The organism is Bordetella genomosp. 5 (assembly GCF_002261315.1).
In the GTDB taxonomy this organism is placed as follows: domain Bacteria; phylum Pseudomonadota; class Gammaproteobacteria; order Burkholderiales; family Burkholderiaceae_B; genus Bordetella.
On record NZ_NEVP01000017.1, the window covers coordinates 40,591 to 63,475 of the forward strand.

18 protein-coding genes are annotated in these 22,885 nt (G+C 67.3%); 15 read left to right on the plus strand and 3 right to left on the minus strand.

Going from position 1 to position 22,885, the window contains the following annotated elements:
* The first annotated feature begins 10 nt into the window (after nt 1-10).
* The 3 genes from CAL25_RS23280 (at nt 11) to CAL25_RS23290 (ending at nt 4,127) form a co-directional block, all read left to right on the plus strand.
* Nucleotides 11-1,144, plus strand: a complete 1,134-nt coding sequence (locus tag CAL25_RS23280; RefSeq protein ID WP_094804514.1) for an acyl-CoA dehydrogenase family protein — start codon at nt 11-13, stop codon at nt 1,142-1,144.
* Complete coding sequence (locus tag CAL25_RS23285; RefSeq protein WP_094804516.1) at nt 1,141-3,075, plus strand: acyl-CoA synthetase; 1,935 nt, start codon at nt 1,141-1,143, stop codon at nt 3,073-3,075. The genes CAL25_RS23280 and CAL25_RS23285 overlap by 4 nt, the downstream gene beginning before the upstream one ends.
* 62 nt (nt 3,076-3,137) lie before the next feature.
* Nucleotides 3,138-4,127: a tripartite tricarboxylate transporter substrate binding protein gene (locus CAL25_RS23290; protein ID WP_094804518.1), complete on the plus strand. Its 990-nt coding sequence runs from the start codon at nt 3,138-3,140 to the stop codon at nt 4,125-4,127.
* Nucleotides 4,128-4,189: 62 nt separating this feature from the next.
* Here CAL25_RS23290 and CAL25_RS23295 read toward each other — a convergent pair whose 3' ends face one another.
* Nucleotides 4,190-5,377, minus strand: a complete 1,188-nt coding sequence (locus tag CAL25_RS23295; RefSeq protein ID WP_094804755.1) for an NnrS family protein — start codon at nt 5,375-5,377, stop codon at nt 4,190-4,192.
* 234 nt (nt 5,378-5,611) lie between these two features.
* Between CAL25_RS23295 and CAL25_RS23300 the strand changes: the two genes are divergently transcribed.
* From CAL25_RS23300 to CAL25_RS23355, 12 genes are all read left to right on the plus strand, one after another.
* Complete coding sequence (locus CAL25_RS23300; protein ID WP_094804520.1) at nt 5,612-6,982, plus strand: NarK family nitrate/nitrite MFS transporter; 1,371 nt, start codon at nt 5,612-5,614, stop codon at nt 6,980-6,982.
* Nucleotides 6,983-7,059: 77 nt separating this feature from the next.
* Nucleotides 7,060-10,800 (plus strand): nitrate reductase subunit alpha, encoded by a 3,741-nt coding sequence (locus tag CAL25_RS23305; protein WP_094804522.1) that lies wholly within the window; start codon nt 7,060-7,062, stop codon nt 10,798-10,800.
* The gene (gene narH, locus CAL25_RS23310) at nt 10,797-12,359 is read left to right on the plus strand and encodes a nitrate reductase subunit beta (protein WP_094804524.1); all 1,563 of its coding nucleotides are present in this window, start codon (nt 10,797-10,799) and stop codon (nt 12,357-12,359) included. Before CAL25_RS23305 ends, narH begins: the two co-directional genes overlap by 4 nt.
* 15 nt (nt 12,360-12,374) lie before the next feature.
* Nucleotides 12,375-13,025, plus strand: coding sequence for a nitrate reductase molybdenum cofactor assembly chaperone (gene narJ, locus CAL25_RS23315; RefSeq protein ID WP_094804526.1), 651 nt, complete (start codon nt 12,375-12,377; stop codon nt 13,023-13,025).
* A 16-nt stretch (nt 13,026-13,041) separates the two neighbouring features.
* Complete coding sequence (narI, locus tag CAL25_RS23320; RefSeq protein ID WP_094804528.1) at nt 13,042-13,725, plus strand: respiratory nitrate reductase subunit gamma; 684 nt, start codon at nt 13,042-13,044, stop codon at nt 13,723-13,725.
* Nucleotides 13,726-13,798: 73 nt separating this feature from the next.
* Nucleotides 13,799-14,347 carry a molybdopterin-guanine dinucleotide biosynthesis protein B gene (gene mobB, locus CAL25_RS23325; protein WP_094804530.1) on the plus strand — a complete coding sequence of 183 codons (549 nt, stop codon included), beginning with the start codon at nt 13,799-13,801 and terminating at the stop codon, nt 14,345-14,347.
* Nucleotides 14,348-14,389: 42 nt separating this feature from the next.
* The gene (locus CAL25_RS23330; RefSeq protein ID WP_094804532.1) at nt 14,390-16,324 is read left to right on the plus strand and encodes a type IV pili methyl-accepting chemotaxis transducer N-terminal domain-containing protein; all 1,935 of its coding nucleotides are present in this window, start codon (nt 14,390-14,392) and stop codon (nt 16,322-16,324) included.
* 8 nt (nt 16,325-16,332) lie between these two features.
* Nucleotides 16,333-17,013, plus strand: a complete 681-nt coding sequence (locus CAL25_RS23335; protein WP_094804534.1) for a response regulator — start codon at nt 16,333-16,335, stop codon at nt 17,011-17,013.
* A gap of 184 nt (nt 17,014-17,197) precedes the next feature.
* Nucleotides 17,198-19,189 carry a ribonucleoside triphosphate reductase gene (locus CAL25_RS23340; RefSeq protein WP_094804536.1) on the plus strand — a complete coding sequence of 664 codons (1,992 nt, stop codon included), beginning with the start codon at nt 17,198-17,200 and terminating at the stop codon, nt 19,187-19,189.
* A gap of 54 nt (nt 19,190-19,243) precedes the next feature.
* Nucleotides 19,244-19,429, plus strand: coding sequence for an anaerobic ribonucleoside-triphosphate reductase (nrdD, locus tag CAL25_RS23345; protein ID WP_094804538.1), 186 nt, complete (start codon nt 19,244-19,246; stop codon nt 19,427-19,429).
* Nucleotides 19,395-20,090 carry an anaerobic ribonucleoside-triphosphate reductase activating protein gene (locus CAL25_RS23350; RefSeq protein WP_094804540.1) on the plus strand — a complete coding sequence of 232 codons (696 nt, stop codon included), beginning with the start codon at nt 19,395-19,397 and terminating at the stop codon, nt 20,088-20,090. Before nrdD ends, CAL25_RS23350 begins: the two co-directional genes overlap by 35 nt.
* Before the next feature lie 76 nt (nt 20,091-20,166).
* Nucleotides 20,167-21,318 carry an NAD(P)H-dependent flavin oxidoreductase gene (locus tag CAL25_RS23355; protein WP_094804542.1) on the plus strand — a complete coding sequence of 384 codons (1,152 nt, stop codon included), beginning with the start codon at nt 20,167-20,169 and terminating at the stop codon, nt 21,316-21,318.
* A gap of 42 nt (nt 21,319-21,360) precedes the next feature.
* Here the strand turns inward: CAL25_RS23355 and CAL25_RS23360 are convergent, their stop codons facing one another.
* The gene (locus CAL25_RS23360; RefSeq protein ID WP_094804544.1) at nt 21,361-21,870 is read right to left on the minus strand and encodes a GAF domain-containing protein; all 510 of its coding nucleotides are present in this window, start codon (nt 21,868-21,870) and stop codon (nt 21,361-21,363) included.
* Nucleotides 21,867-22,838 (minus strand): Bug family tripartite tricarboxylate transporter substrate binding protein, encoded by a 972-nt coding sequence (locus tag CAL25_RS23365; protein ID WP_094804546.1) that lies wholly within the window; start codon nt 22,836-22,838, stop codon nt 21,867-21,869. The genes CAL25_RS23360 and CAL25_RS23365 overlap by 4 nt, the downstream gene beginning before the upstream one ends.
* Nucleotides 22,839-22,885: the final 47 nt, after the last annotated feature.

Consider the following 22,885-nt stretch of genomic DNA (forward strand, 5'->3'; position numbering starts at 1 on the left):
ACGCCGTGCCATGAATTTTGAACATACCGAAGACCGCCGCATGCTCGCCGACATGCTGCGCCGCTTTGTCTCCGAGCAATACGACTTCCCGGCCCGCGACGCCATCGCGCGCTCCGAGGCCGGCTGGAGCCAGGCCATGTGGCAGCGTTACGCCGAACTCGGGGCCATCGGCGCCCTGTTCACCGAGGCAGATGGCGGCCTGGGCGGCGCCGGCTTCGACATCATTGTGGTGTTCGAAGCCCTGGGCCGCGGCCTGGTGCTCGAGCCCTTCCTCGATACGCTGATGGTCGGCAGCGTGCTCGCCCGCGCAGGCACGTCCGCGCAGCGCGAGCGGCTCGCTGCGCTGATCGAAGGCAGCGCGACGGTGGCATGGGCGCACGCCGAGCCGGGCAACGGCTACGCGCTCGACGAGGTCGAGACCACCGCGCGGCGCGATGGCGATCACTGGGTGCTGGACGGCGCCAAGGCCGTCGTCACGCTGGGTGACCAGGTGTCCTGGCTGCTGGTGTCGGCGCGCGTGTCGGAGGCCGACATCGGCCTGTTCCTCGTGCCCGCCGACGCGGCGGGCGTGGCCCGCCAGGGCTATCCCCTCATCGACGGCGGCCGCGCCGCGGAAATCACCTTGTCGGGCGTACGCGTGCCGGCCGATCATGCCGTCGGCGCACCGTCGGAGGGCGCCGCGCTCATCGAACACGCCGCGGGCCGGGGCGTGCTTGCGCTGTGCGCCGAGGCGCTGGGCGCGATGGACGCCGCCCGCGAGGCCACGCTCGAGTATCTCGGCACGCGCCGCCAGTTCGGCGCGCCCCTGGGCAGCTTCCAGGCCCTGCAGCACCGCATGGCCGATCTGCTGATCGAGATCGAGCAGGCCCGCTCCGCGGTGATCAACGCCGCCGCGGCGCTCGACAAGCCCGAGCGCGCCGCGCGCGAACGCGCCCTCTCGGCCGCCAAGGTCACGATCGGCCGGGTCGGCACACGCGTGGCCGAAGAGAGCATCCAGCTGCATGGCGGCATAGGCATGACATGGGAACTGCCGCTGGCGCATCACGCCAAACGGCTCGTCATGATCGACCACCAGCTCGGCGACGAAGACCATCATCTGCGCCGCTACATCGCGCTCGGGCAGGAAGCGGAGGCGAGCGCATGAACGTCGCCTCCCGCCCCGCCGACACCGAGGTGCTGGGCGCGCCGGGGCAGCCCTTCCGCGCGCCCTTTCCGGTCCGATCGATCGAGGATATCCGCCGCATCGAAGCGACACCGCTCTCCGAGAGCCTGACCGCGCAGAGCACCTACGAGATCTTTCGCAATGCGGCCGCCGCGTTCGGCGACAGCCCCGCACTCACGTTCCTGCGCACCGCCGACCCGGCCGACGAGCCCGTGCGATGGACGTATCGTGAGCTTCTCGCGCGCATACACCAGACGGCCAACCTGCTGCACGAGCTCGGTGTCGGCCCGACCGACACCGTGGCCATCCTGCTGCCCGGCTGCCTCGAGTATCATCTCGCGCTTTGGGGCGGCGAGGCCGCGGGCATCGTGCAACCGCTCAATCCGCTGCAGGCGCCCGACAAACTGGCGGCGCTGATGAACAAGGTCCGTGCGCGCGTGCTGATCGCCTACGGCGCGAACGCCGAGTGCGAGTCCTGGACCAAAGCCCTGGCGCTGCGCGCGCTGGTGCCCAGCCTGCAGACGCTGCTGCGCGTGGCGCCGCTGGACGAAGCGCCTGCCGACCGTCCGGACCTGCCGCCCGGCGCCTACGATTTCGACAGTGCCCGCGCGCGCCAGCCCGATGACAGGCTCGTCAGCGGGCGCCGCATCCGCGCCAGCGACGTGGCGGCCTACTTCCACACGGGGGGCACGACCGGCTCGCCCAAGCTCGCGATCCACACCCACGGCAATCAGGTCTTCACGGCCTGGGCCGCGGTGCAGGCGCAGAACGCCAAGCCCGGCGACGTGATGATCAATGGCTACCCGCTGTTTCACGTCGCGGGTGTGTTGCCCGCTTCGCTGGCGGGGCTGTCGGCCGGCGCCGAAACCGTGATCCCGACCACGCAACTGCTGCGCAATCGGGAGGTGGTGCGCAACTACTGGAAGCTGGTGGAGCGCTATCGCGCCACCTCGCTGCTGGGCGTGCCCACCGTACTCGCGGCGCTGACCGACGTGCCGCTCGACGGCGCGGACATCTCCTCGCTGCAGTATTGCCGCACCGGCGCCGCGCCCCTGCCTGCCGAGCTCGCGGCGCGCTTCGAGCGCCAGTTCGGGCTGCGTGTGAACGAAAGTCTGGGCATGACGGAGATGGCCGGCATTTCGTCCATCACGCCGCCCGGCGTGCATGCGCCGGTGAACTGCGTCGGCTTTCCGCTGCCCCATGTGCAGGTTCGCATCGTGGCGCTGGATGTGGCCCCGGGCCTGCCGGCGCACGACATGGCGCCCGGCCAGCCCGGCATGGTGCTGTTCAAGGCGCCGAACGTGATCCCGGGCTTCGTCGACCCGGAAGACACCGCGCAGGCCTTCGCCGCCGACGGCTGGCTCATCAGTGGCGATGTCGGCTTTGTGGATGAGCTCGGCCGGCTGCATCTGCAGGGGCGCGCCAAAGACCTCATCATCCGCGCCGGTCACAACATCGATCCCAAGGTGATCGAGGATGCCCTGGGCCGCCACCCCGACGTGCGCATCGCCGCCGCCGTGGGCGCGCCCGACGCGTATGCGGGCGAACTGCCGGTAGCGTTCGTCACCCTGGTCGAAGGCGCGACCGTGACCGAGGAGGAGTTGTGCGCGCACGCCGCGCGGCACGTCGACGAGGCGCCCGCGCGGCCGCGTCGCGTCACCATCCTCGACCAGATGCCCATGACCAACGTGGGCAAGATATTCAAGCCGGACCTGCGCCGACTCGCGGCGGTGCGAGCGGTCCAGGACGTCATCGATGGCATCGCCCGCACACAGGGCGCTGCCCCTTTCGAAGTACTGGCCGATGCCCAACCGGACATCGCCGTGCAAGGCCGGCGTGCCACGCCGGAACACTGGCAGCACCTGCGGCAGGCGCTCGCCCGCCTGCCGCTCAAGGTCGATCTGCGCGAGTAGCGGGACAACCGCCACGCCACGCCCGGAAAGATACAAAAACACAACGATCAGGAGACTCCACCATGGCCATCACCTTTACCCGACGGCAGTGCCTCGCCGCACTGCTCGCCAGCACCGCCGGCGCCATCGCCTTCACCGGCACGGCCGCCGCGCAAACCAACTTCCCCGAGAAGCCTGTCACGCTGATCGTGCCCTTCCCGGCCGGCGGCTCCACCGACCGCCACCTGCGCATCGTGGCGCAGGAAGCCGGCAAGGTCCTGGGCCAGCCCGTCGTGGTCGAGAACCGCCCCGGTGCGGGCGGCACGCTCGGCACGGCCACGATGGCCATGACCGCCAAGCCCGACGGCTACACGATCGCGCTCTACACACTCGGCATGCTGCGCATGCCGTATATGCAGAAGACGAGCTGGCATCCCATCAACGACTTCACGTTCATCACCGGCCTCTCGGGCTACACCTTCGGCTTCACGGTGCGCTCCGACTCGCCGTACAAGACGTTCAACGAGTACATCGAAGCGGCCCGCAAGGCGCCGGGCAAGATCGACTATGGCTCGACCGGCGTGGGCTCGTCGCCGCACCTGCTCATCGAAGAGCTTGCCATCAACGCCGACGTGAAGCTCAACCACGTGCCGTTCAAGGGCAATGCCGACATGCAGCAGGCGCTGCTGGGCGGCCACGTGATGGCGCAGAGCGACGCCACCGGCTGGGACACGTTCGTGGACTCGGGCAAGATGCGGCTGCTCGTGACCTTCGGGGAAAAGCGCACCACCCGCTGGCCCGATGTGCCCACCGCCCAGGAGCTGGGCTACAAGGTCGTGTCGGTCTCGCCCTACGGCCTGGCCGGCCCCAAGGGCATGGACCCGAAGGTCGTCGCCAAGCTGCATGATGCGTTCAAGGAAGCGCTCTACAGCAAGCCCAGCATGGACGTGATGCAGCAGCTCAACCAGCAGCCGGCGTATCGCAACAGCGCCGACTACAAGGCCTGGGCCGAATCCACGTTCGCCAAGGAAAAGACGCTCATCGAGCACCTGGGGTTGATGGCGAAGCAGTAAGGGCTATCTGGCCGCCGGGCATTGCGAGATGCCCGGCCCGCCGGCGGGCTGTCCCGCGCGATTCAAGCTCTGGGCCGGATCATCCACGGCGTGAAGCGCCACAGATACAGGCCGAGCGCCAGCACCCACGCCGTTGCCGACGCGTGCAGCAGCGGTACGGCGGGCGCCTGCGGCCACAGCGCCGCCAGCCGCAGCAGCGCCGCCATCAGCATCAAGACGTAGCTCACGACCATGCTCTTGTCGGTGCGCAAAGGCCGGCCCAGGTGACCCAGCGCGGTGCGCGTCACCATGCCGATGATGAGCACCGAGAAGCCGGCCACGCCGATGGTGTGCACATGCCACGCACCCCACGCCACGGCGCCCGCCAGATGGGCCGCACCCACCAGCAGGCCCACGCCCAGCCCGAGATAGCCGGCATACAGAATCCACAGCAGCGGCACACGCCGCACCGCCCACGGCTTCCATGCCACCCACTGCACGATCGCGATCGCGCCACTCGCCGCCAGGGCCAGCGCGGCCAGGGTGTTCATGCCCGCCAGCAACATCGCGATCGCGATCACCCCCGCCGCGATCTGCAGATGACCACTGCGCGTGTGGGGCGGGATCGTGAGGCCCGCCACCGCGCGGCCCGCGAAGAACGGAATGATGCGCCGCGCGATGAGCAGCGTGAGGACCGCCATGCTCAGCAGCCCGGCATTGAGCCCCCGCATGAGACCGGGGTAGTCGCCACGCACCACGCCTAGCGCGTACACCAGATGCGTGAGCGCGAGCGCCAGCAGCATCAAGGGCACGCCGTAGTTGCGCTTGTTGCGCGAGCGCCAGACCGAACGGCCCAACGCGGCGGCGGCCCACAGGAAGAACGCCAGATCGGCGGCGGTCGCCACCCAGAAGGCGGGCCGGCCCGGCACCAGATACCACACGCGCGCCACCAGCCACAGTGCGCACAACGCGGCGAGCGCATTGCCGCGCAACGGGTTGTGGCCCGTCCAGTTGCCGCCCGCCGTCAGCAGAAAGCCCACGGCGATCGTGCCCACGAAGGCCCACAGCATTTCGTGGCCATGCCAGAAGACCCCACCCAGATCGCCGCGCAGCAGTCCGGGCGCATGAATCCAGAGCAACACCGACACCAGGGCCCACGCGCAGCCCAGCAGGTATAGCGGCCGAAAACCCATTTCGGTAAAAGCGCGCCAGCTCGGCCTGGACGGCGCGCCGGGCGGGGTGGCTTCACGTATCGGAAGAAGAACTTGCATGCGCTTCACCGCGTTGCGGCGCCTGAGCTGAAGGGGGAAGGAATGAATATTCATTCTAAGTACATGTTCCTCGGCCCATCGACAGACCGGCCGGAAGCTTGATCTTGCGCAAACCCGCCGCAAAGAAGCCGGTGACTAGTCACTTCAGCCGATGGGTTTTGCCCTGGCAGCGGATGGCCCCCCAGGCGCGCGATCCCTAGTCTGGCGACAAGATCCTTCCCTTTACGGAACATCATGTCGACTCAAGTGCTACATCACTGGGAACCCGAAAACCCAGGCTTCTGGAAGCAGACCGGCGCGCGCGTGGCCAACCGCAACCTGTGGATTTCGATCCCCGCGCTGGTGCTCGCATTCAGCATCTGGATGCTGTGGAGCGTGGTCGTGGTCAACCTCGACCGCGCCGGGTTCCGGCTGTCGGAGAACCAGATGTTCTGGCTCACCGCCGTGCCCGCGCTCTCGGGCGCCACGCTGCGGATCTTCTACTCGTTCCTGGTCCCGATCTTCGGCGGCCGCAAGTGGACGGCACTCTCCACCGCGTCGCTGCTGATTCCCGCGCTGGGCATGGGCTTCGCGCTGCGTGACCCGACCACCTCGTTTCCCACGCTGCTCATCCTGGCGCTGCTGTGCGGCCTGGGCGGTGCCAACTTCAGCTCCAGCATGGCCAACATCAGCTTCTTCTTCCCGAAGTCGCGCAAGGGCCTGGCCACGGGACTGAACGCCGGCATCGGCAATCTCGGCGTGTCCCTGGTGCAGTTCGTGGTGCCGGTCGTGATCACCTTCAGCCTGATGGGCTCGGGCTCGCCGCAGGTCACCGCCGACGCGCAACCGCTCTGGCTGCAGAACGCCGGCTTCATCTGGGTGTTCCCGATCGTGGCCACGTCGCTGGCCGCGTGGTTCGGCATGAACGACATCGCCAGCGCGCGCGCCTCGTTCGCCGATCAGGCCGTGATCTTTCGCCGCAAGCACAACTGGCTGGTGTGCTGGCTGTATGTCGGCGCCTTCGGCTCCTTCATCGGCTTCTCGGCGGGCTTCGCGCTGCTCACCAAGGGCCTGTTTCCGCAGGTCGACCCGATGACCTATGCGTTTCTCGGTCCGCTGGTCGGCTCGCTGACACGCACGCTCGGTGGCTGGGTGGCCGACAAGGTGGGCGGCGCGCGCGTCACGCTCGCCACCTTCGCGGCGATGATCGTCACGGTGGGCGTGTTGCTGCAGTTCATTCCCAACGGCCCCGCCGACGACACCTTTGCCGGCTTTCTCGCCAGCTTCGTGGTGCTGTTCGCGCTGAGCGGCCTGGGCTGCGGCTCGATCTTCCGCATGATTCCGGTGATCTTCCAGACCGAGCGCGCGCAGGCCGCCGCCGGCAAGGGCCAGGAGGCCGAAAAGCGCGCCGCCGCCGAAGCCGCCACCGAATCGGCCGCGGTGCTTGGCTTCGCCGGTGCGATCGGTGCCTACGGCGGCTTCTTCATCCCGCGCAGCTTCGGCACCTCGCTGGAGCTCACCGGCAGCGTGCACGCCGCCCTGTATTGCTTCATCGGCTTTTACGTGAGCTGCCTGCTGGTCACCTGGTGGAACTACGCGCGCCGCCGCGCGGCCATGCCCTGCTGAGGCCGAGCCATGAGCCACTCCGCCCACCCCACGAATCGCAGTACGCGCCGCAGTGCCGGCGCCTTTGGAGATGCACGATGAGTCACTTCCTCGACCGTCTTAAGTTTTTGTCCAAGACCCAGTCCACGTTCTCCGAAGGCCATGGCGCCACGGTGGCGGAAGATCGCCGCTGGGAGAACGCCTATCGCGCCCGCTGGCAGCATGACAAGATCGTGCGCTCCACGCACGGCGTGAACTGCACGGGCTCGTGTTCCTGGAAGGTCTACGTAAAGAACGGCCTGATCACCTGGGAAACGCAGCAGACCGATTACCCCCGCACCCGTCCGGATCTGCCCAACCACGAGCCGCGCGGCTGCCCGCGCGGGGCCTCGTACAGCTGGTACGTCTATTCCGCCCAGCGCGTGAAGTATCCGATGATCCGCGGCCGCCTCATGGAGATGTGGCGCGAGGCACGCAAGACCCGCGACCCCATCGACGCCTGGGAATGGATCAGCCAGGATCCCGAGCGGGCGCGTCGCTACAAGTCGGTGCGCGGGTTGGGCGGCTTCGTGCGCGCCGACTGGGACACCGCCAGCGAGATCATCGCCGCGGCCAACGCCTACACCATCAAGAAGTTCGGCCCCGACCGCCTGATCGGCTTCTCGCCGATCCCGGCCATGTCCATGGTGAGCTACGCCGCCGGCGCCCGCTACCTGAGCCTGTTGGGCGGTACCTGTCTGAGCTTCTACGACTGGTATTGCGACCTGCCGCCCGCCAGCCCGCAGATCTGGGGCGAACAGACCGACGTGCCGGAATCGGCCGACTGGTACAACTCGACCTACCTGATGGTGTGGGGCTCGAACGTGCCGCAGACGCGCACGCCCGACGCGCACTTCTACACCGAGGTTCGCTACAAGGGCACCAAGACCGTGGCCGTCTCGAGCGACTTCGGCGAGATGGTGAAGTTCGGCGACATCTGGCTGGCACCGCGCCAGGGCACGGACGCCGCGATGGCGATGGCCATGGGCCACGTGATCCTGAAGGAATTCCACCTCGAAAAGCCTTCGCCCTACTTCCGCGATTACGTGCGGCGCTACACCGACATGCCGATGCTGGTGCTGCTGCGTCATGACGGCGAGCGCTACCTGCCCGATCACTTCCTGCGCGCCTCGCAACTCGACGACACGCTCGGCGGACAGAACAACCCCGACTGGAAAACCCTCGTGTTCGACGCCAGCACCGGCACGCTGGCCGCGCCCAATGGCAGCATCGGTTTTCGCTGGGGCGAAGCGGGCGCGGACGACGGCGCCCGCGTGGGCCGCTGGAACCTCGAATCCCGCGACGGCGGCAGCGGCCGCGAGATCGAACCCGAGCTGAGCCTGCTCGAACAGGCCGACGAAGTCGTGGGCGTGGGCTTCCCCTACTTCGGCGCGGAGCACGACGAAATGCTGGTCCGCAACGTGCCGGTGCGTCATCTGCGCCTGGCCGACGGCAGCCTCGCCCGCGTCGCCACCGTGCACGATCTGCAGATGGCCAACTACGGTGTCGATCGCGGCCTGGGCGGCGGCAATGTCGCCACCAGCTACGACGACGACGTGCCCTACACGCCCGCCTGGCAGGAAAAGCACACCTCGGTGCCCCGTGCGCAGGTGATCCAGGTGGCGCGCGAGTTTGCCCAGAACGCCCACGATACCGAAGGCAAGTCGATGGTCATCATCGGCGCCGGCCTGAATCACTGGTATCACATGGACATGACCTATCGCGGCATCATCAACATGCTGATGATGTGCGGCTGCATCGGCAAGAGCGGCGGCGGTTGGGCGCACTATGTGGGCCAGGAGAAGCTGCGCCCGCAATTCGGCTGGGCGCCGCTCGCCTTCGGCGCCGACTGGTCGCGGCCGCCGCGGCAGATGAACGGCACCTCGTTCTTCTACGCGCACACGAGCCAGTGGCGCCACGAGAAGGTCAGCGTCGGTGAGGTGCTCGGCCCCACGGCGCAGCGCGAGCGCTACGACGGCCTCAGCATGATCGACCTGAACGCCCGTGCCGAACGCATGGGCTGGCTGCCCTCGGCACCGCAACTGCGCACCAATCCGCTGGATGTGGTGGCGCAGGCCGAGGCCGAAGGCCGCGACCCCATCGCACACGCCGTCGAACAGCTCAAATCGGGCGCGCTGCGCATGTCGTGCGAAGACCCCGACGATCCGGCCAACTTCCCGCGCAACATGTTCGTGTGGCGCTCCAACATTCTCGGTTCCAGCGGCAAAGGCCACGAGTACTTCCTCAAGTATCTGCTGGGCACGCAAAGCGCGGTGCTGGGCGACGAGACCGACGCCATCCGCCCGGCCGAGGTCAACTATCGCGAAGACGCGGCCGAAGGCAAGCTCGACCTACTGACCGTGCTCGACTTCCGCATGAGCACCACCTGCCTTTACGGCGATATCGTGCTGCCCACCGCGACCTGGTACGAGAAGGACGACCTCAACACCTCCGACATGCATCCGTTCATTCATCCCTTGAGCGAAGCAGTACAGCCGCTGTGGGAGAGCAAGACGGATTGGGAGATCTACAAGCTGCTGGCCAAACGCTTCAGCGACATCGGCGGCCCCTATCTCGGCACCCGCCGCGACCTGGTGCTGACCCCGCTGATGCACGACACCCCGGGTGAACTGGGCCAGGCCTTCGAGCCGCGCGACTGGAAACAGGGCGAGTGCGATCTGCTGCCCGGCAAGACCGCGCCGTCCATGACCATCGTCGAACGCGACTACCGCGACATCTACCGCAAGTTCACGTCGGTGGGGCCGCTGCTCGACAAGCTCGGCAATGGCGGCAAGGGCATCAACTGGAACACCGAACACGAGGTGCACGAGCTCGGCGGCATCAACGGCAACGTCGCCGAAGCCGGCGTGAGCCAGGGCCGGCCGCGGCTGAACACCGCGATCGACTGCGCCGAGATGATTCTCACCTTCGCACCCGAGACCAATGGCCATGTGTCGGTCAAGGCCTGGGACGCGCTGGGCAAGATCACCGGGCGCGACCACACGCATCTGGCCGTGGGCCGCGAGCACGACAAGATCCGCTTCCGCGATGTGCAGGCGCAGCCGCGCAAGATCATCTCCGCGCCCACCTGGTCGGGGCTGGAGAGCGAAGAGGTCAGCTACAACGCCGGCTATACCAACGTGCACGAGCTCATCCCGTGGCGCACGCTGACCGGCCGCCAGCAGTTCTATCAAGACCATCGCTGGATGCTGGATTTCGGGGAAGGCTTCTGCGTCTACAAGCCCGCGATCGACACCAAGTCGGTGGCGCCGATGCTCGGCCGCCATCCGAATGGGCAGAAAGAGCTGGTGCTGAACTGGATCACGCCGCACCAGAAATGGGGCATCCACAGCACCTACTCCGACAACCTGCGCATGCTCACGCTGAGCCGCGGCGGCCCCCACGTATGGGTGTCCGAGGCCGAAGCCCGCGAAGCCGGCCTGGTCGACAACGATTGGGTCGAAGTCTTCAACGTCAACGGCACCCTGACCGCGCGCGTCGTCGTCAGCCAGCGCGTGCCGGTGGGCATGTGCCTGATGTACCACGCCCAGGAAAAGATCGTGAACGTGCCGGGCGCGGAAGTTAGCGGCAAGCGCGGCGGCATTCACAACTCCGTCACGCGCACGGTGCTCAAGCCCACGCACATGATCGGCGGCTATGCCCAGCTCGCTTACGGCTTCAACTACTACGGCACCGTGGGCAGCAACCGCGACGAGTTCGTGGTCCTGCGCAAGATGAACAAGGTCGACTGGCTCGAAGGCCCGCTGCCCACCGAATCCCTGGAAGAGAAGCAATCATGAAAGTACGCGCACAAATCGGCATGGTGCTGAATCTCGACAAATGCATCGGTTGCCACACCTGCTCGGTCACCTGCAAGAACGTCTGGACCAGCCGCGACGGCGTCGAGTACGCCTGGTTCAACAACGTCGAGACCAAGCCCGGCGTGGGCTACCCGCGCGAATGGGAAAACCAGGAGAAGTGGCAGGGCGGCTGGAAGCGCACCAAAGCCGGCAAGCTCGAACCGCGTCAGGGTGGCAAGCTGCGCATCCTGGCCAACATTTTCGCCAACCCCAACCTGCCGCAGATCGACGACTACTACGAGCCGTTCACCTACGACTACGAGCACCTGAAAAACGCGCCGCTGTCGCAGACGCCGCCCACCGCGCGCCCCGTCTCCGTCCTGACCGGCAAGAAGATGGACAAGATCGAGTGGGGCCCCAACTGGGAAGACGACCTCGGCGGCGAGTTCAGCGCGCGCAGCCGCGACCAGCTCTTCGATGGCGTGCAGAAGGAGATGTACTCGACCTTCGAGAACACCTTCATGATGTACCTGCCTCGTCTGTGCGAGCACTGTCTCAACCCCGCCTGTGTGGCCAGTTGCCCATCGGGCTCGGTCTACAAGCGCGAGGAAGACGGGATCGTGCTCGTGGATCAGGACAAGTGCCGGGGCTGGCGCATGTGCGTCTCGGGCTGCCCCTACAAGAAGATCTATTACAACTGGCAGACCGGCAAGGCCGAGAAATGCACGTTCTGCTATCCGCGCATCGAGGCGGGCCAACCCACCGTGTGCTCGGAGACCTGCGTGGGCCGCATCCGTTATCTGGGCGTGATGCTGTACGACGCCGACCGCATCGAACAGGCCGCGGCCGTCGAGGATGTACAGGATCTCTACCAGTCGCAGCTCGACATTTTTCTCGACCCGAACTCGCCCGACGTGATCGCCGCCGCGCGTGAGCAGGGCATCCCCGAGTCGTGGCTGGAGGCCGCGCGCAACTCGCCGGTCTACAAGATGGCGATGGAATGGCGTGTCGCGTTCCCGCTGCACCCCGAGTACCGCACCCTGCCGATGGTCTGGTACATCCCGCCGCTGTCGCCGATCCAGACCGCGGCCGAATCGGGCCAGATGCCGGTGCGCACGCTCGGCGAGAGCGCGATGATTCCCGATGTGTCGAGCCTGCGCATTCCGGTTCGCTACCTGGCCAACCTGCTCACCGCAGGCAAGGAAGAGCCCGTCGTCCAGGCGCTCGAACGCATGCTCGCCATGCGTGCCTACAAGCGCTCGGAAACCGTGTTCGGCCGCAAGGACACCGCGTTGCTCGAACAGGTGGGCCTAACCGACGCGCTGGTGCAGGACATGTACCGCATCCTCGCGCTGGCCAATTACGAGGATCGCTTCGTCGTGCCGTCCAGCCACAAGGAACTGGCCGAAGACAGCTTCAACGAAAAGGGCAGCTGCGGCTTCACGTTCGGCAACGGCTGCTCGGGCGGCACCTCCGAGGGCACGCTGTTCGGGCGCAAGCCGCAGGGCAGCGAGATCTTCATCGAGATGCCCAAGTCCCGCAAGAAAGCCACTGCCTGATCCCGGAGCCGCATCATGAGCCTTTATCGCATTCTCTCCGCCCTGCTGTGCTATCCCGAGCAGGACTTGCTGGACGCGCTGCCCGAGTTTCCCGCCGCGCTCGCCGGTGAGCCGCTGGCCGCCGACATGCTGACACCGCTGACCGACTACCTGGCCAGCGCCAGCCTGATCGAGCTGCAGGAAAACTACGTCGCCACGTTCGACCGCAATCGCTCGCATTCGCTGCACCTGTTCGAACATGTGCACGGCGAAAGCCGCGACCGTGGCCAGGCCATGGTCGACCTGCTGCAAACCTACCAGCAGCACGGCTATGAGCCGGCCGCGGCCGAGCTGCCCGACCACGTGCCGCTGTTTCTCGAGTTTCTCGGCGTGATCGAGCCCGCGCTGGCGCAGTCGCTGCTCGACGATGCCATCCATGTGCTCGCCGCGATCGGCGCGCGGCTGGCGCGCGACGGCAGCGCCTACGCCGTCGTGTTCGGGGTGCTGCGCGAGCGCGCCACCGTCACGCCGCGCGAGCAGACCGAACCGCCCGTGCGCGACATGGACGAGGCCATGGAAACCTTCGGCGCCGGTCCCGACGGCATCGAGCCGCTGCTGCGCCAGCACGCCATGGGCGGCGGCGTCCACCCAATCCAGTTCCATCCGCGCGGCGCGGCGCGCCGCTGACGCACGGGAGCACGCAATGAGCAACCTGAACCAATTCCTTTTCGGCATCTACCCCTACATCGCCCTCACCGTGTTCCTGCTGGGCAGCCTGGTGCGCTTCGAGCGCGAGCAGTACACCTGGAAGAGCGACAGCTCGCAGATGCTGCAGCGCGGCCAGCTGCGGCTCGGCAGCATCCTGTTCCACGTCGGCATCCTCGGGCTCTTCTTCGGTCACCTCGTGGGCCTGCTGACGCCGGTGGCCGTATGGGACTTTCTGGGCGTGAGCCACAGCTTCAAGCAGGGCGTGGCCATGGTGGCCGGCGGCATCATGGGCGTCCTGTGTCTGGCGGGCCTGCTGATCCTCATTCATCGTCGCCTGACGCACCCTCGCATCGCACGCACCACGCGCTTCGGCGACAAGCTGCTGCTGGCCTGGCTGCTCGTCACGCTGCTCCTGGGTCTGTCGACCATCGTGGTGTCGGCGGGCCACATGGACGGCGAAATGATGGTGAGCCTGATGACCTGGGCCCAGCACATCGTCACGTTCCGCGGCGACGCCGCCAGCCACGTGGCCGAGGCGCCCTTCCTGTTCAAGGCGCACCTCTTCATGGGCCTGTCGCTGTTCGTGATCTTCCCGTTCACCCGCCTGGTGCATGTCTGGAGCGGCTTCGCTTCCGTGACTTACCTGGGCCGCGCGTGGCAGCTGGTGCGGCCGCGCTGATGGCCTGGCGCAGGCGCGGCCAGCGCGCCGCGACCTGCGCACGGCTTCCTTCATCCGAATTTCGGAGTCATCCATGCAACACGTACTGGGCATTGCCGGCCGCTCCGGCAGCGGCAAGACCACCTTGATCGAGGCCATGCTGCCGCTTCTGCAGGGCTGGGGTATACGCACCAGTGTGATCAAGCACAGCCACCACGACTTCCCCATCGAGCCCGCCGGCAAGGACAGCGCACGCTTTCGCGCGGCGGGGGCCGAGGAGGTGATGGTCGCCTCGCCCTATCGCATCGCGCTGGTGCATGAACTGCGCGGCCAGGGCGAGCCCGCCCTGGAAGACCAGCTGGCGCGGCTGGCGCCGGTCGATCTGGTGCTGGTCGAGGGCTTCAAGAACGCCGACATTCCGCGCATCGAGGTGCATCGGCCGGCGCTGGGCCTGCCGCCGCTCTACCCGCACGACGCCGGCTTCATCGCCGTGGCGAGCGACACCATGCTGCCCACCACCCTGCCCGTGCTGCCGTTGAGCGATCCGGCGCGCATCGCGCTCTTCGTCTGCGCCTCGCTGGGTCTGTTGCGTCACGATCGCAGCGCCGCAGCGACTACACTGGAAAGCCTGAGCCCTGCCTGAGTCCCGTGCGCTCCGCATCCCGCGGGGCGGGACGGCATATTCATGAATCCGCTTTCCAAGTCCGAACCGCGCGCCCTGCCCTTGCCGCGTCATCGCCTTTCCACGCGCATCGTGGCCAGCTCGCTCATCGCGCTCGTGGTCGTGCTGGCGATGGTGGGATGGACGCTGTGGCTGTCGTGGCAGCTCGAAGGCGCGGGGGCCGCAATCAACGACACCGGCAGCCTGCGCATGCACGCCAACCGCGTGGGCCTGGAGCTGGTGCACACGCAGGACGGTCGGCCCGCCGACCCGGCGGCCCGGGTCGAGCTGATGGACCAGACCATTGCGCTGCTGGCCCGGGGCAACCCGGCGCGGCCCATCTTCATCCCCAACGATCCGGACATCCGCCGCCATTGGGCCGACGTGGAGCACTATTGGCACGACGTCATGCGGCCGGCCGCGTTCGAGGCGATCCGTGCGCGCGAAGCCGACCCCTATCTCGCCACGCTGCAGGGCTTCGTGAGCAAGGCCGATACGCTCGTGCGCATGATCGAACAGGACAACGCACGCAAGACCACCCTGCTGCGCCTGTCGCAGGGGGTGCTCGCCGCCATCAGCATCGCCGGCACGCTGGCGATGGTCTACCTGCTCTACCTGTGGATCATCTCGCCGCTGCTGCGCCTGCACAGTGGCCTGCGGCGCATGGCGTCGCGCGACTTCAGCGTGCGGCTGCCGATCGAAACCAACGATGAATTCGGCGTCGTGGCGCACGGCTTCAACCGCATGGCGGGCGAGATTCAAGACCTCTACAGCGATCTCGAGAAGCGCGTCGACGAGAAGACGCGCCAACTCGCCGCGCAGCATCGCGACATCAGCACGCTCTACGACGTGGCGGCATTCCTGAACCAGCCCAATGATGTCGAGACCCTGTGCGACGGCTTTCTGCGGCGCGTGATGCAGCAGGTCGGCGCGACCGGCGCCAGCGTGCGCAGCCTGGACCCCGACAACGGTCAGGTCAATCTGATGCACGCCATCGGACTGGGCGCCGACCTCGCCGCGGCAGAACACTGCATGCCCGTGGACGACTGCCATTGCGGCCAGGCCACCCTGATGCCTCAGGCCAGCGTCGTACACGACTTCCGCTACGCGCCGCCCGCCAGCGGCCCCGACTGCCGGCAGGCGGGCTTTGCCAGCGTGGCCGTCTTTCGCATCGAAGCGGGCGCCACCGTGTTCGGCTCTTACTCGCTGCACTTCGACACGCCACGCACGTTGGCCGACTCGGAGCGCCGCTTGCTCGAAACGCTCGGGCAGCATCTCGGCGTCGCACTGGAAAACCGGCGGCTTGGCGCGCAGGCCAGCCAGCTCGCCGTGGTACAGGAGCGCGGGCTCATGGCGCAGGGCCTGCATGACAGCCTGGCCCAGGGCCTGAACTTCATGAATCTGCAGTTGCAGATGCTCGACGACGCCGTGCGGCGCGGCGACACCGCCGAAGTGGACGAGATCCTGCCACTGCTGCACACCGGTCTGGACGAAAGCTACAAAGACGTGCGCGAGTTGCTCAGCAACTTTCGCACGCGCCTCACGGGTGGCGACCTGCAGGCGGCGATCAAGGACACCGTGGCGCGCTTTCGCCGCCAGACAGGCATCGAGACGACGCTCGACATCGGCCCGGCACGCAGCGCGCCGCTCTCACCCGATTCGCAGCTGCAGATTCTGTTCATCCTGCAGGAGGCCCTGTCGAACGTGCGCAAACACGCCGAGGCGAGCCGCGTGTCGGTTACCGTGGTAAACGATCGCGACTTCACGCTCGAGATCGCGGACGACGGCATCGGCTTCGACACCGGCGACGTGGCCGGCCGCGGCGACGCGCACATCGGGCTGCACATCATGCATGAGCGCTCGGCGCGCATGAACGCCGTGATAAAACTCGACTCCCGGCCCGGCCAGGGCACCCGCATCACCGTGACGCTGCCCGGCAGCGAGCGCGCTCCCCTCTGATCCCGTTTATGCCGATCCGCATTCTCCTCGTCGACGACCACACCCTGTTCCGCTCCGGCGTGCGCCTGCTGCTGCAGCGCCAGCCCGATTTCGTGGTGGTGGCCGAGGCCGGCGATGGCGTCGAAGGCCTCAAGCGCGCCAAGGAGCTGCAGCCCGATGTCATTCTGCTCGACCTGAATCTGCCCGGCCTGTCGGGTCTCGAAACCCTGCAGTTGCTGGCTCAGGATCTGCCCACCTGTGCGGTGATCATTCTCACGGTGTCGGAAGAAGGCGAAGAGCTGGCCCAGGCCTTGCGCGACGGCGCTCGCGGCTTTCTCGTGAAAAACATCGACGCGGAGGCGCTCACCACCGCGATCCGGCGTGCGGCGGCCGGCGAATCGGTCATCGCGCCGAGCATGACCGGCAAGCTCGTCGATCAGTTCCGCGTACAGGCGAGCGCCGCCGGCGCTCATGCACCGGCCGGCACGGCCGCCGCGCCCGTGGGCCGGCATCGCCTCACCGCTCGCGAGATGCAGATCATCCAGTACCTGGCTCGGGGCGACAGCAACAAGACCATCGCTCGCGAACTCGATGTGAGCGAAAGCACCGTCAAGATCCACGTGCAGAACGTGCTCAAGAAGCTCAACCTCACCAGCCGCGTGCAGGTCGCGGTGTATGCCGTGGAGCACGGGCTGAACGGCGAGGGCTGACGCGGCGGCGCACCGGCGGACCGGCGCACCGGCGGACCAGCACAACGGCCTGCCGCGTTCGCGATGACCGTATCGACGCCCTTTGATGCAGGTCAACCTGGCGCGTGCAACGGCGCGTCGGCAGGGGTCTTGATCACCATATGTAGTGATAGAGTTCTTCGAACCAACTACATCTGGTGGCGCAATGAAGATCGAGCATATCCGCAAGCGCGATGGCCGCAATGCCGCGTTCGAACCCGGCAAGATCGCCGCCGCCATTGCCGCCGCCGGCCGCAGCACCGATGAGTTCGATCAGGACACCGCGCAGCGACTGGCCGGGCACGTGGTGGCCCGGCTGGCGGACACGCCGCTGCCCGATGTCGAAACCATCCAGAATCACGTCGAAGAAGCACTCGTGCGCGCGGGTCACTGGCGCACGGCGCGCGCCTACATCGTGTATCGCGAGCAACACGCCAGGCTGCGTTCGCTGCGGCACACGCTGGTCGATGTCGAGAGCGCGATGGAGGAATATCTCGATCAGCGCGACTGGCGCGTCAACGCCAATGCCAACCAGGGCTACAGCCTGGGCGGTCTGATCCTCAATGTCGCGGGCAAGGTCACGGCCAACTACTGGCTCTCGAGCGTGTATGCCCCGGAAGCCGGCCAGGCGCATCGCGACGGCGATCTGCACATTCACGACCTCGACATGCTGAGCGGCTATTGCGCCGGCTGGTCGCTGCGTCAGCTGCTGGTCGAGGGCTTCAACGGCATACCGGGCAAGGTCGAGTCACGCCCCGCACGCCATATGTCGGCCGCGATCGGGCAGATTGTGAATTTCCTGGGCACCCTGCAGAACGAATGGGCCGGCGCGCAGGCATTCAGCTCCTTCGATACCTACATGGCCCCGTTCGTGCGACGCGATGCGATGAGCTATGAGGCGGTGCGCCAGTGCATGCAGGAGCTCATCTACAACCTCAACGTCCCGAGCCGCTGGGGCACCCAGACGCCCTTCACCAACCTGACCTTCGACTGGACCTGCCCGGCCGACCTGCGCGAGCAGATTCCGTACGTGGGCGGCGAGGAGATGCCGTTCGCCTACGGCGATCTGCAGGCCGAGATGGACATGATCAATCGCGCCTACATCGAGGTCATGATGCAGGGCGACGCCAAGGGCCGCGTATTCACCTTCCCGATCCCGACCTACAACATCACGCCGGATTTCGACTGGGACCATCCCAACACCACGCTGCTGTTCGAAATGACCGCGCGCTACGGTCTGCCGTACTTCCAGAATTTCTTGAACTCGGATCTCGAGCCGCACATGGTGCGCTCGATGTGCTGCCGTCTGCAGCTCGATCTGCGCGAGCTGCTCAAGCGCGGCAACGGCCTGTTCGGCTCGGCCGAGCAGACCGGCTCGGTCGGTGTGGTCACCATCAACTGCGCGCGGCTCGGCTATCTGCATCGTGGCGACGAACCCGCCCTGCTGGCGCGTCTCGACCACCTGATGATGCTGGGCCGCGACGTGCTCGAGACCAAGCGCAAAGTCGTGCAGCGCTACATCGATCAGGGCTTGTATCCCTATACCCGCCGCTATCTCGGCACGCTGCGCAATCACTTCAGCACCCTCGGCATGAACGGCATCAACGAAATGGTGCGCAACTTCACGAGCGACGCCGACGACCTCACCACGCCCGCGGGTCACGCCCTCGCAGTACGGCTGCTCGACCACGTGCGCCTGCGCATGACCGAGTTCCAGGAAGAGACGGGGCATTTATACAACCTCGAGGCCACGCCCGCCGAAGGCACGACCTACCGTTTCGCACGCGAAGACCGCAAGCGCTATCCGGCCATCCTGCAGGCCGGCACGCCCGCGCAGCCCTACTACACCAACTCCAGCCAGCTTCCGGTCGGGCATACCGACGATCCGTTCGAAGCGCTGGCGTTGCAGGAAGAGCTGCAAGGCAAGTACACCGGCGGCACGGTGCTGCACCTCTACATGAACGAAGCCGTGTCTTCCGCCGACGCCTGCCGCGAGCTGGTGCGGCGGGCGCTCACCAACTTCCGCCTGCCCTACATCACCGTCACGCCGACCTTCTCGATCTGCCCGGTGCACGGCTATCTGCCGGGCCATCACGAGTTCTGCCCCAAGTGCGACGGCGAATTGCTGGCCCGCCAATCGGCGTGCTGCGCCGCCTGAGCGCCCCCCCCCGCGCGGGCAGGCCGCCCGCCTTCATCCGCAAGGAGTCATGACATGCAGACCCTCACCACCCTCATCCCGGCCGGCACCGGCAATGCGCCCGTGCTCGACGACAGCCAGCGCGTGCGCTGCGAAGTCTGGACCCGCGTCATGGGCTATCACCGTCCCGTCACGTCGTTCAACACCGGCAAGCAAGGCGAGTTCAATGAGCGCCGCTTCTTCACCGAACAGCGCGGCTGATCCGCCCGCCGTGGGCGGGCTCACGCGCTTCTCCACGGTCGACTGGCCCGGCACGCTCGCGGCCGTCGTCTTCATTTCCGGCTGCCCCTGGCGCTGCCACTACTGCCACAACGCCGAGCTGCAACAGCGCGCCGCCCCCTATGCGTGGGACGACGTGAGGGCCTTTCTGGGCACGCGGCGCGGCCTGCTCGACGGGGTGGTGTTCAGCGGCGGCGAGCCGCTCTCCGAGCCCCGCCTGGGCGAGCTGGCGGGCGAGACCCGCGCGCTGGGCTTTCGCCTGGGGCTGCACACGGCAGGCATCTACCCGCGCCGTTTCGCCGAACTGCTGCCGCGGCTCGACTGGGTCGGGTTCGACATCAAGGCCGACGACGCCGGATACGACAGCATCACCGGCCGGCGCGGCTCCGCCCGGCCCGCGCGGGACTGCCTGGACCGGCTCCTCGCTTTCGACACGGCATTCGAATGCCGCATCACCTGGCATCCGGACTGGCTGCCCGAAACCCGGCTGCTGGCCCTGGCTGCCTCGCTTTCGCAGCGTGGCGTGCGCCGGTTCGCCGTCCAGAACGCGCGCCACGATGCCCAGCATCGGCCCGTGTCGCGCCTGAGCAGCGCCACCGAAGCGGCCCTGCATCCACTGTTCGATTCTTTCAGCGTGCGATGACACCGCATCGACACGCCTCGCTCGTTTCCTTTCCGGACGCCTCGCGTCCGCTACCCCTTTCCAGGGAAGGCACATCATGACTTGGTTGAAACCGCTCGTCCTTGCAGGTCGCGACCTGCTGCCCATCGTCCAGGGAGGCATGGGGGTGGGCATCTCGGCGCATCGCCTCGCCGGCGCCGTGGCCGGCCAGAACGGCGTCGGCACGATCGCCAGCGTCGACCTGCGCCACCATCACCCCGATCTCGTCGAGCGCACCGAACGCAGCCGCGACCGCGAGCTCATCGACGCCGCCAACCGCGAAGCGCTCGACCGTGAGGTGCGCGCCGCGCTCGCGCTGGCGCAAGGCCGTGGACTGATCGCCGTGAACGTCATGAAAGCCGTGCGCGACCATCCCGGCCTGGTGCGCCAGGCCTGCGAAAGCGGCGCCCACGCGATCGTGATGGGCGCGGGCCTGCCGATGGACCTGCCCGAAATGACGGCCGACCACCCCGACGTGGCGCTCGTTCCGATCCTGTCCGAAGCGCGCGGGGTCTCGGCCGTGCTCAAAAAATGGATGAAGAAAGGCCGCATGGCAGCCGCCGTGGTGATCGAACATCCGGGCCACGCCGGCGGCCACCTGGGCGCGGCACGGATCGATGATCTGCATGACGAACGCTTCGATTTCGGCAAGGTGCTTGCCGGCTGCCGGCAGGTGTTCGCCGACCTGCAACTGGGCCGCGACGCGCCCAAGATCATCCTGGCCGGCGGCGTGGGCAGCCATGAGCAGGTGCGCCACTGGCTCGGCGAGGGCGCCGACGGCATTCAGGTCGGCACGGCATTCGCCGTCACCGAAGAGTGCGATGCGCACGAGAATTTCAAGCGCGTGCTGATCGACGCGGAGCCCGAGCAGCTGCTGGAGTTCACCAGCGTGGCCGGCCTGCCCGCGCGCGCCGTCGGCACACCGTGGCTCACCCGCTACCTCAAGCAGGAGGAAACGCTGCAGGCCAACACGCGCAACGATCCGCGCCGCTGCAGCCAGCGCATGGACTGCCTGACGCAATGCGGCCTGCGCGACGGCATCGCGCGCTTCGGCCAGTTCTGCATCGACCTGAAGCTGGCCGCAGCCCTGCGCGGCGAAGTCAGCAAGGGGCTATTCTTCCGCGGCGCCTCGCGCCTGCCGTTCGGTAACGCGGTGCGCTCGGTACGCGAGCTGATGGACTATCTGCTGCACGGCCACGTGCCGGCCTGATCCACGACGACCCCCTGTCGTTGCGCACGCAACGACACGGGATCAGCCCTGTGCCGCGAGATAGGCGGGCACGCACATGGCGGCGGCGAGCCGCGCCATGTGTACGTGCGATGCCTGCACGGTCTCGTGCGCCATCAGGAAATTGAGCGTGCCCACGCAGCGCCCGCCCTGGACGACCGGCACATTGATCACCGATTGCAGCCCGAGCCGGGCGATGGCGTCGTGGTCGTCGAAGAAGGCACGGATCGCGTCCACGCCCTCCCCCACGAAGATCTCGTGATCCCGCAGCACGCGCTGTCCCCACGGCGTGCCGGCCTTCTCTTTGCTGCCGCCCGGCGGATACGCCTGCGGGTTGGAGCTGTACAGGCGCACCACCCGCATGGCGTCCACGTCCACGCGGTTCGCCGTGCACAGCCGGTGCGCGAGCACCGTGCCGGCATAGGCGTCCACGGCGGCGAACACGGCCGCCATGTCGGCCGCCGCGTGGGCCGCGGTGAGGCGGTCCAGCGCGGCGAGCGCCGCCGGCGAGTCGAGCAGCGCGACCTGGCTCATTCCGCGGTGATCCCGAGTTCTTTGATGAGCTTGCCGTACTTGTCGGCATCGGCCGCGAGCAGCTTGCCGAATTGCTCCGGCGTGGTGTCCATGAGCACGACGCCCATGTCATTCATCTTCTTGATCACGTCCGGGCGCTTCAGGATGCGGTTGATCTCCTGGTTCAGGCGCTGCGTGAGCTCGGCGGGCATGCCGGCCGGACCGAACGCGCCGTACCAGACCGCGAGCTCGTAACCCGGCAGCGTCTCGGCGACGGTCGGCACCTCGGGCAGCAGCGGCGAGCGCTCGCCTTCGGTCACGGCCAGCAGCCTCAGCTTGCCGCTCTGCACGTGAGGCAGGGTCTGGGTGCCGGCGCTGAAGAGCAGCTGCGTGCGGCCCGCCACGGTATCGAGCACGGCCGGCGCGCCGCCGCGATACGGCACGTGCATCATCTTCACGCCAGCGGCCTTCTCGAACAGCACCGCGCTCAGGTGATTGGTCGAGCCCTGACCCGCGGAGGCGTACGCGATGGCGTCGGGATTGGCCTTGGCGTAGGCAACGAGCTCCTTGACCGTCTTGGCGGGCACGTCGGGGTGCACCACCATCGTGTTGGTCACCAGCGCCAGCTCCGCGATCGGCGTGAAATCCTTCACGCCATCGAACGGCATGTTGTTGTAGAGCGCCTGGTTCATGGTGTGGGTGCTCATCGAGCCCACCAGCAGGGTGTAGCCGTCCGGCTTGGCGCGGGCCACATAGGTCGAACCGATATTGCCCGAGGCGCCCGAGCGGTTTTCCACCACCACCGGCTGCCCGAGCGATTGGGTCAGGCCTTCGGACAGCATGCGCGCCAGGATGTCGGTGGATCCGCCCGCGGCCCACGGCACGATGATGGTGATGGGCTTCTCGGGCCAGGCGGCCTGAGCGGCGGGTGCGGCGAGCGCGAAGCCCAGCACGGCTCCGGCGAAAAGTTTCTTGAACGGCAATGGCATGGTGTTTACCCCTTGTGTGTGGACCGGTCGTCGCGCCGGCTGAATTG

Bases quoted from the DNA above. Each gene is read 5' to 3' on its own strand.
- CAL25_RS23280 (WP_094804514.1), top strand. From the start codon at position 11: ATGAATTTTGAACATACCGAAGACCGCCGCATGCTCGCCGACATGCTG.
- CAL25_RS23285 (WP_094804516.1), top strand. From the start codon at position 1,141: ATGAACGTCGCCTCCCGCCCCGCCGACACCGAGGTGCTGGGCGCGCCG.
- CAL25_RS23290 (WP_094804518.1), top strand. From the start codon at position 3,138: ATGGCCATCACCTTTACCCGACGGCAGTGCCTCGCCGCACTGCTCGCC.
- CAL25_RS23295 (WP_094804755.1), bottom strand. From the start codon at position 5,377: ATGCAAGTTCTTCTTCCGATACGTGAAGCCACCCCGCCCGGCGCGCCG.
- CAL25_RS23300 (WP_094804520.1), top strand. From the start codon at position 5,612: ATGTCGACTCAAGTGCTACATCACTGGGAACCCGAAAACCCAGGCTTC.
- CAL25_RS23305 (WP_094804522.1), top strand. From the start codon at position 7,060: ATGAGTCACTTCCTCGACCGTCTTAAGTTTTTGTCCAAGACCCAGTCC.
- narH (WP_094804524.1), top strand. From the start codon at position 10,797: ATGAAAGTACGCGCACAAATCGGCATGGTGCTGAATCTCGACAAATGC.
- narJ (WP_094804526.1), top strand. From the start codon at position 12,375: ATGAGCCTTTATCGCATTCTCTCCGCCCTGCTGTGCTATCCCGAGCAG.
- narI (WP_094804528.1), top strand. From the start codon at position 13,042: ATGAGCAACCTGAACCAATTCCTTTTCGGCATCTACCCCTACATCGCC.
- mobB (WP_094804530.1), top strand. From the start codon at position 13,799: ATGCAACACGTACTGGGCATTGCCGGCCGCTCCGGCAGCGGCAAGACC.
- CAL25_RS23330 (WP_094804532.1), top strand. From the start codon at position 14,390: ATGAATCCGCTTTCCAAGTCCGAACCGCGCGCCCTGCCCTTGCCGCGT.
- CAL25_RS23335 (WP_094804534.1), top strand. From the start codon at position 16,333: ATGCCGATCCGCATTCTCCTCGTCGACGACCACACCCTGTTCCGCTCC.
- CAL25_RS23340 (WP_094804536.1), top strand. From the start codon at position 17,198: ATGAAGATCGAGCATATCCGCAAGCGCGATGGCCGCAATGCCGCGTTC.
- nrdD (WP_094804538.1), top strand. From the start codon at position 19,244: ATGCAGACCCTCACCACCCTCATCCCGGCCGGCACCGGCAATGCGCCC.
- CAL25_RS23350 (WP_094804540.1), top strand. From the start codon at position 19,395: ATGAGCGCCGCTTCTTCACCGAACAGCGCGGCTGATCCGCCCGCCGTG.
- CAL25_RS23355 (WP_094804542.1), top strand. From the start codon at position 20,167: ATGACTTGGTTGAAACCGCTCGTCCTTGCAGGTCGCGACCTGCTGCCC.
- CAL25_RS23360 (WP_094804544.1), bottom strand. From the start codon at position 21,870: ATGAGCCAGGTCGCGCTGCTCGACTCGCCGGCGGCGCTCGCCGCGCTG.
- CAL25_RS23365 (WP_094804546.1), bottom strand. From the start codon at position 22,838: ATGCCATTGCCGTTCAAGAAACTTTTCGCCGGAGCCGTGCTGGGCTTC.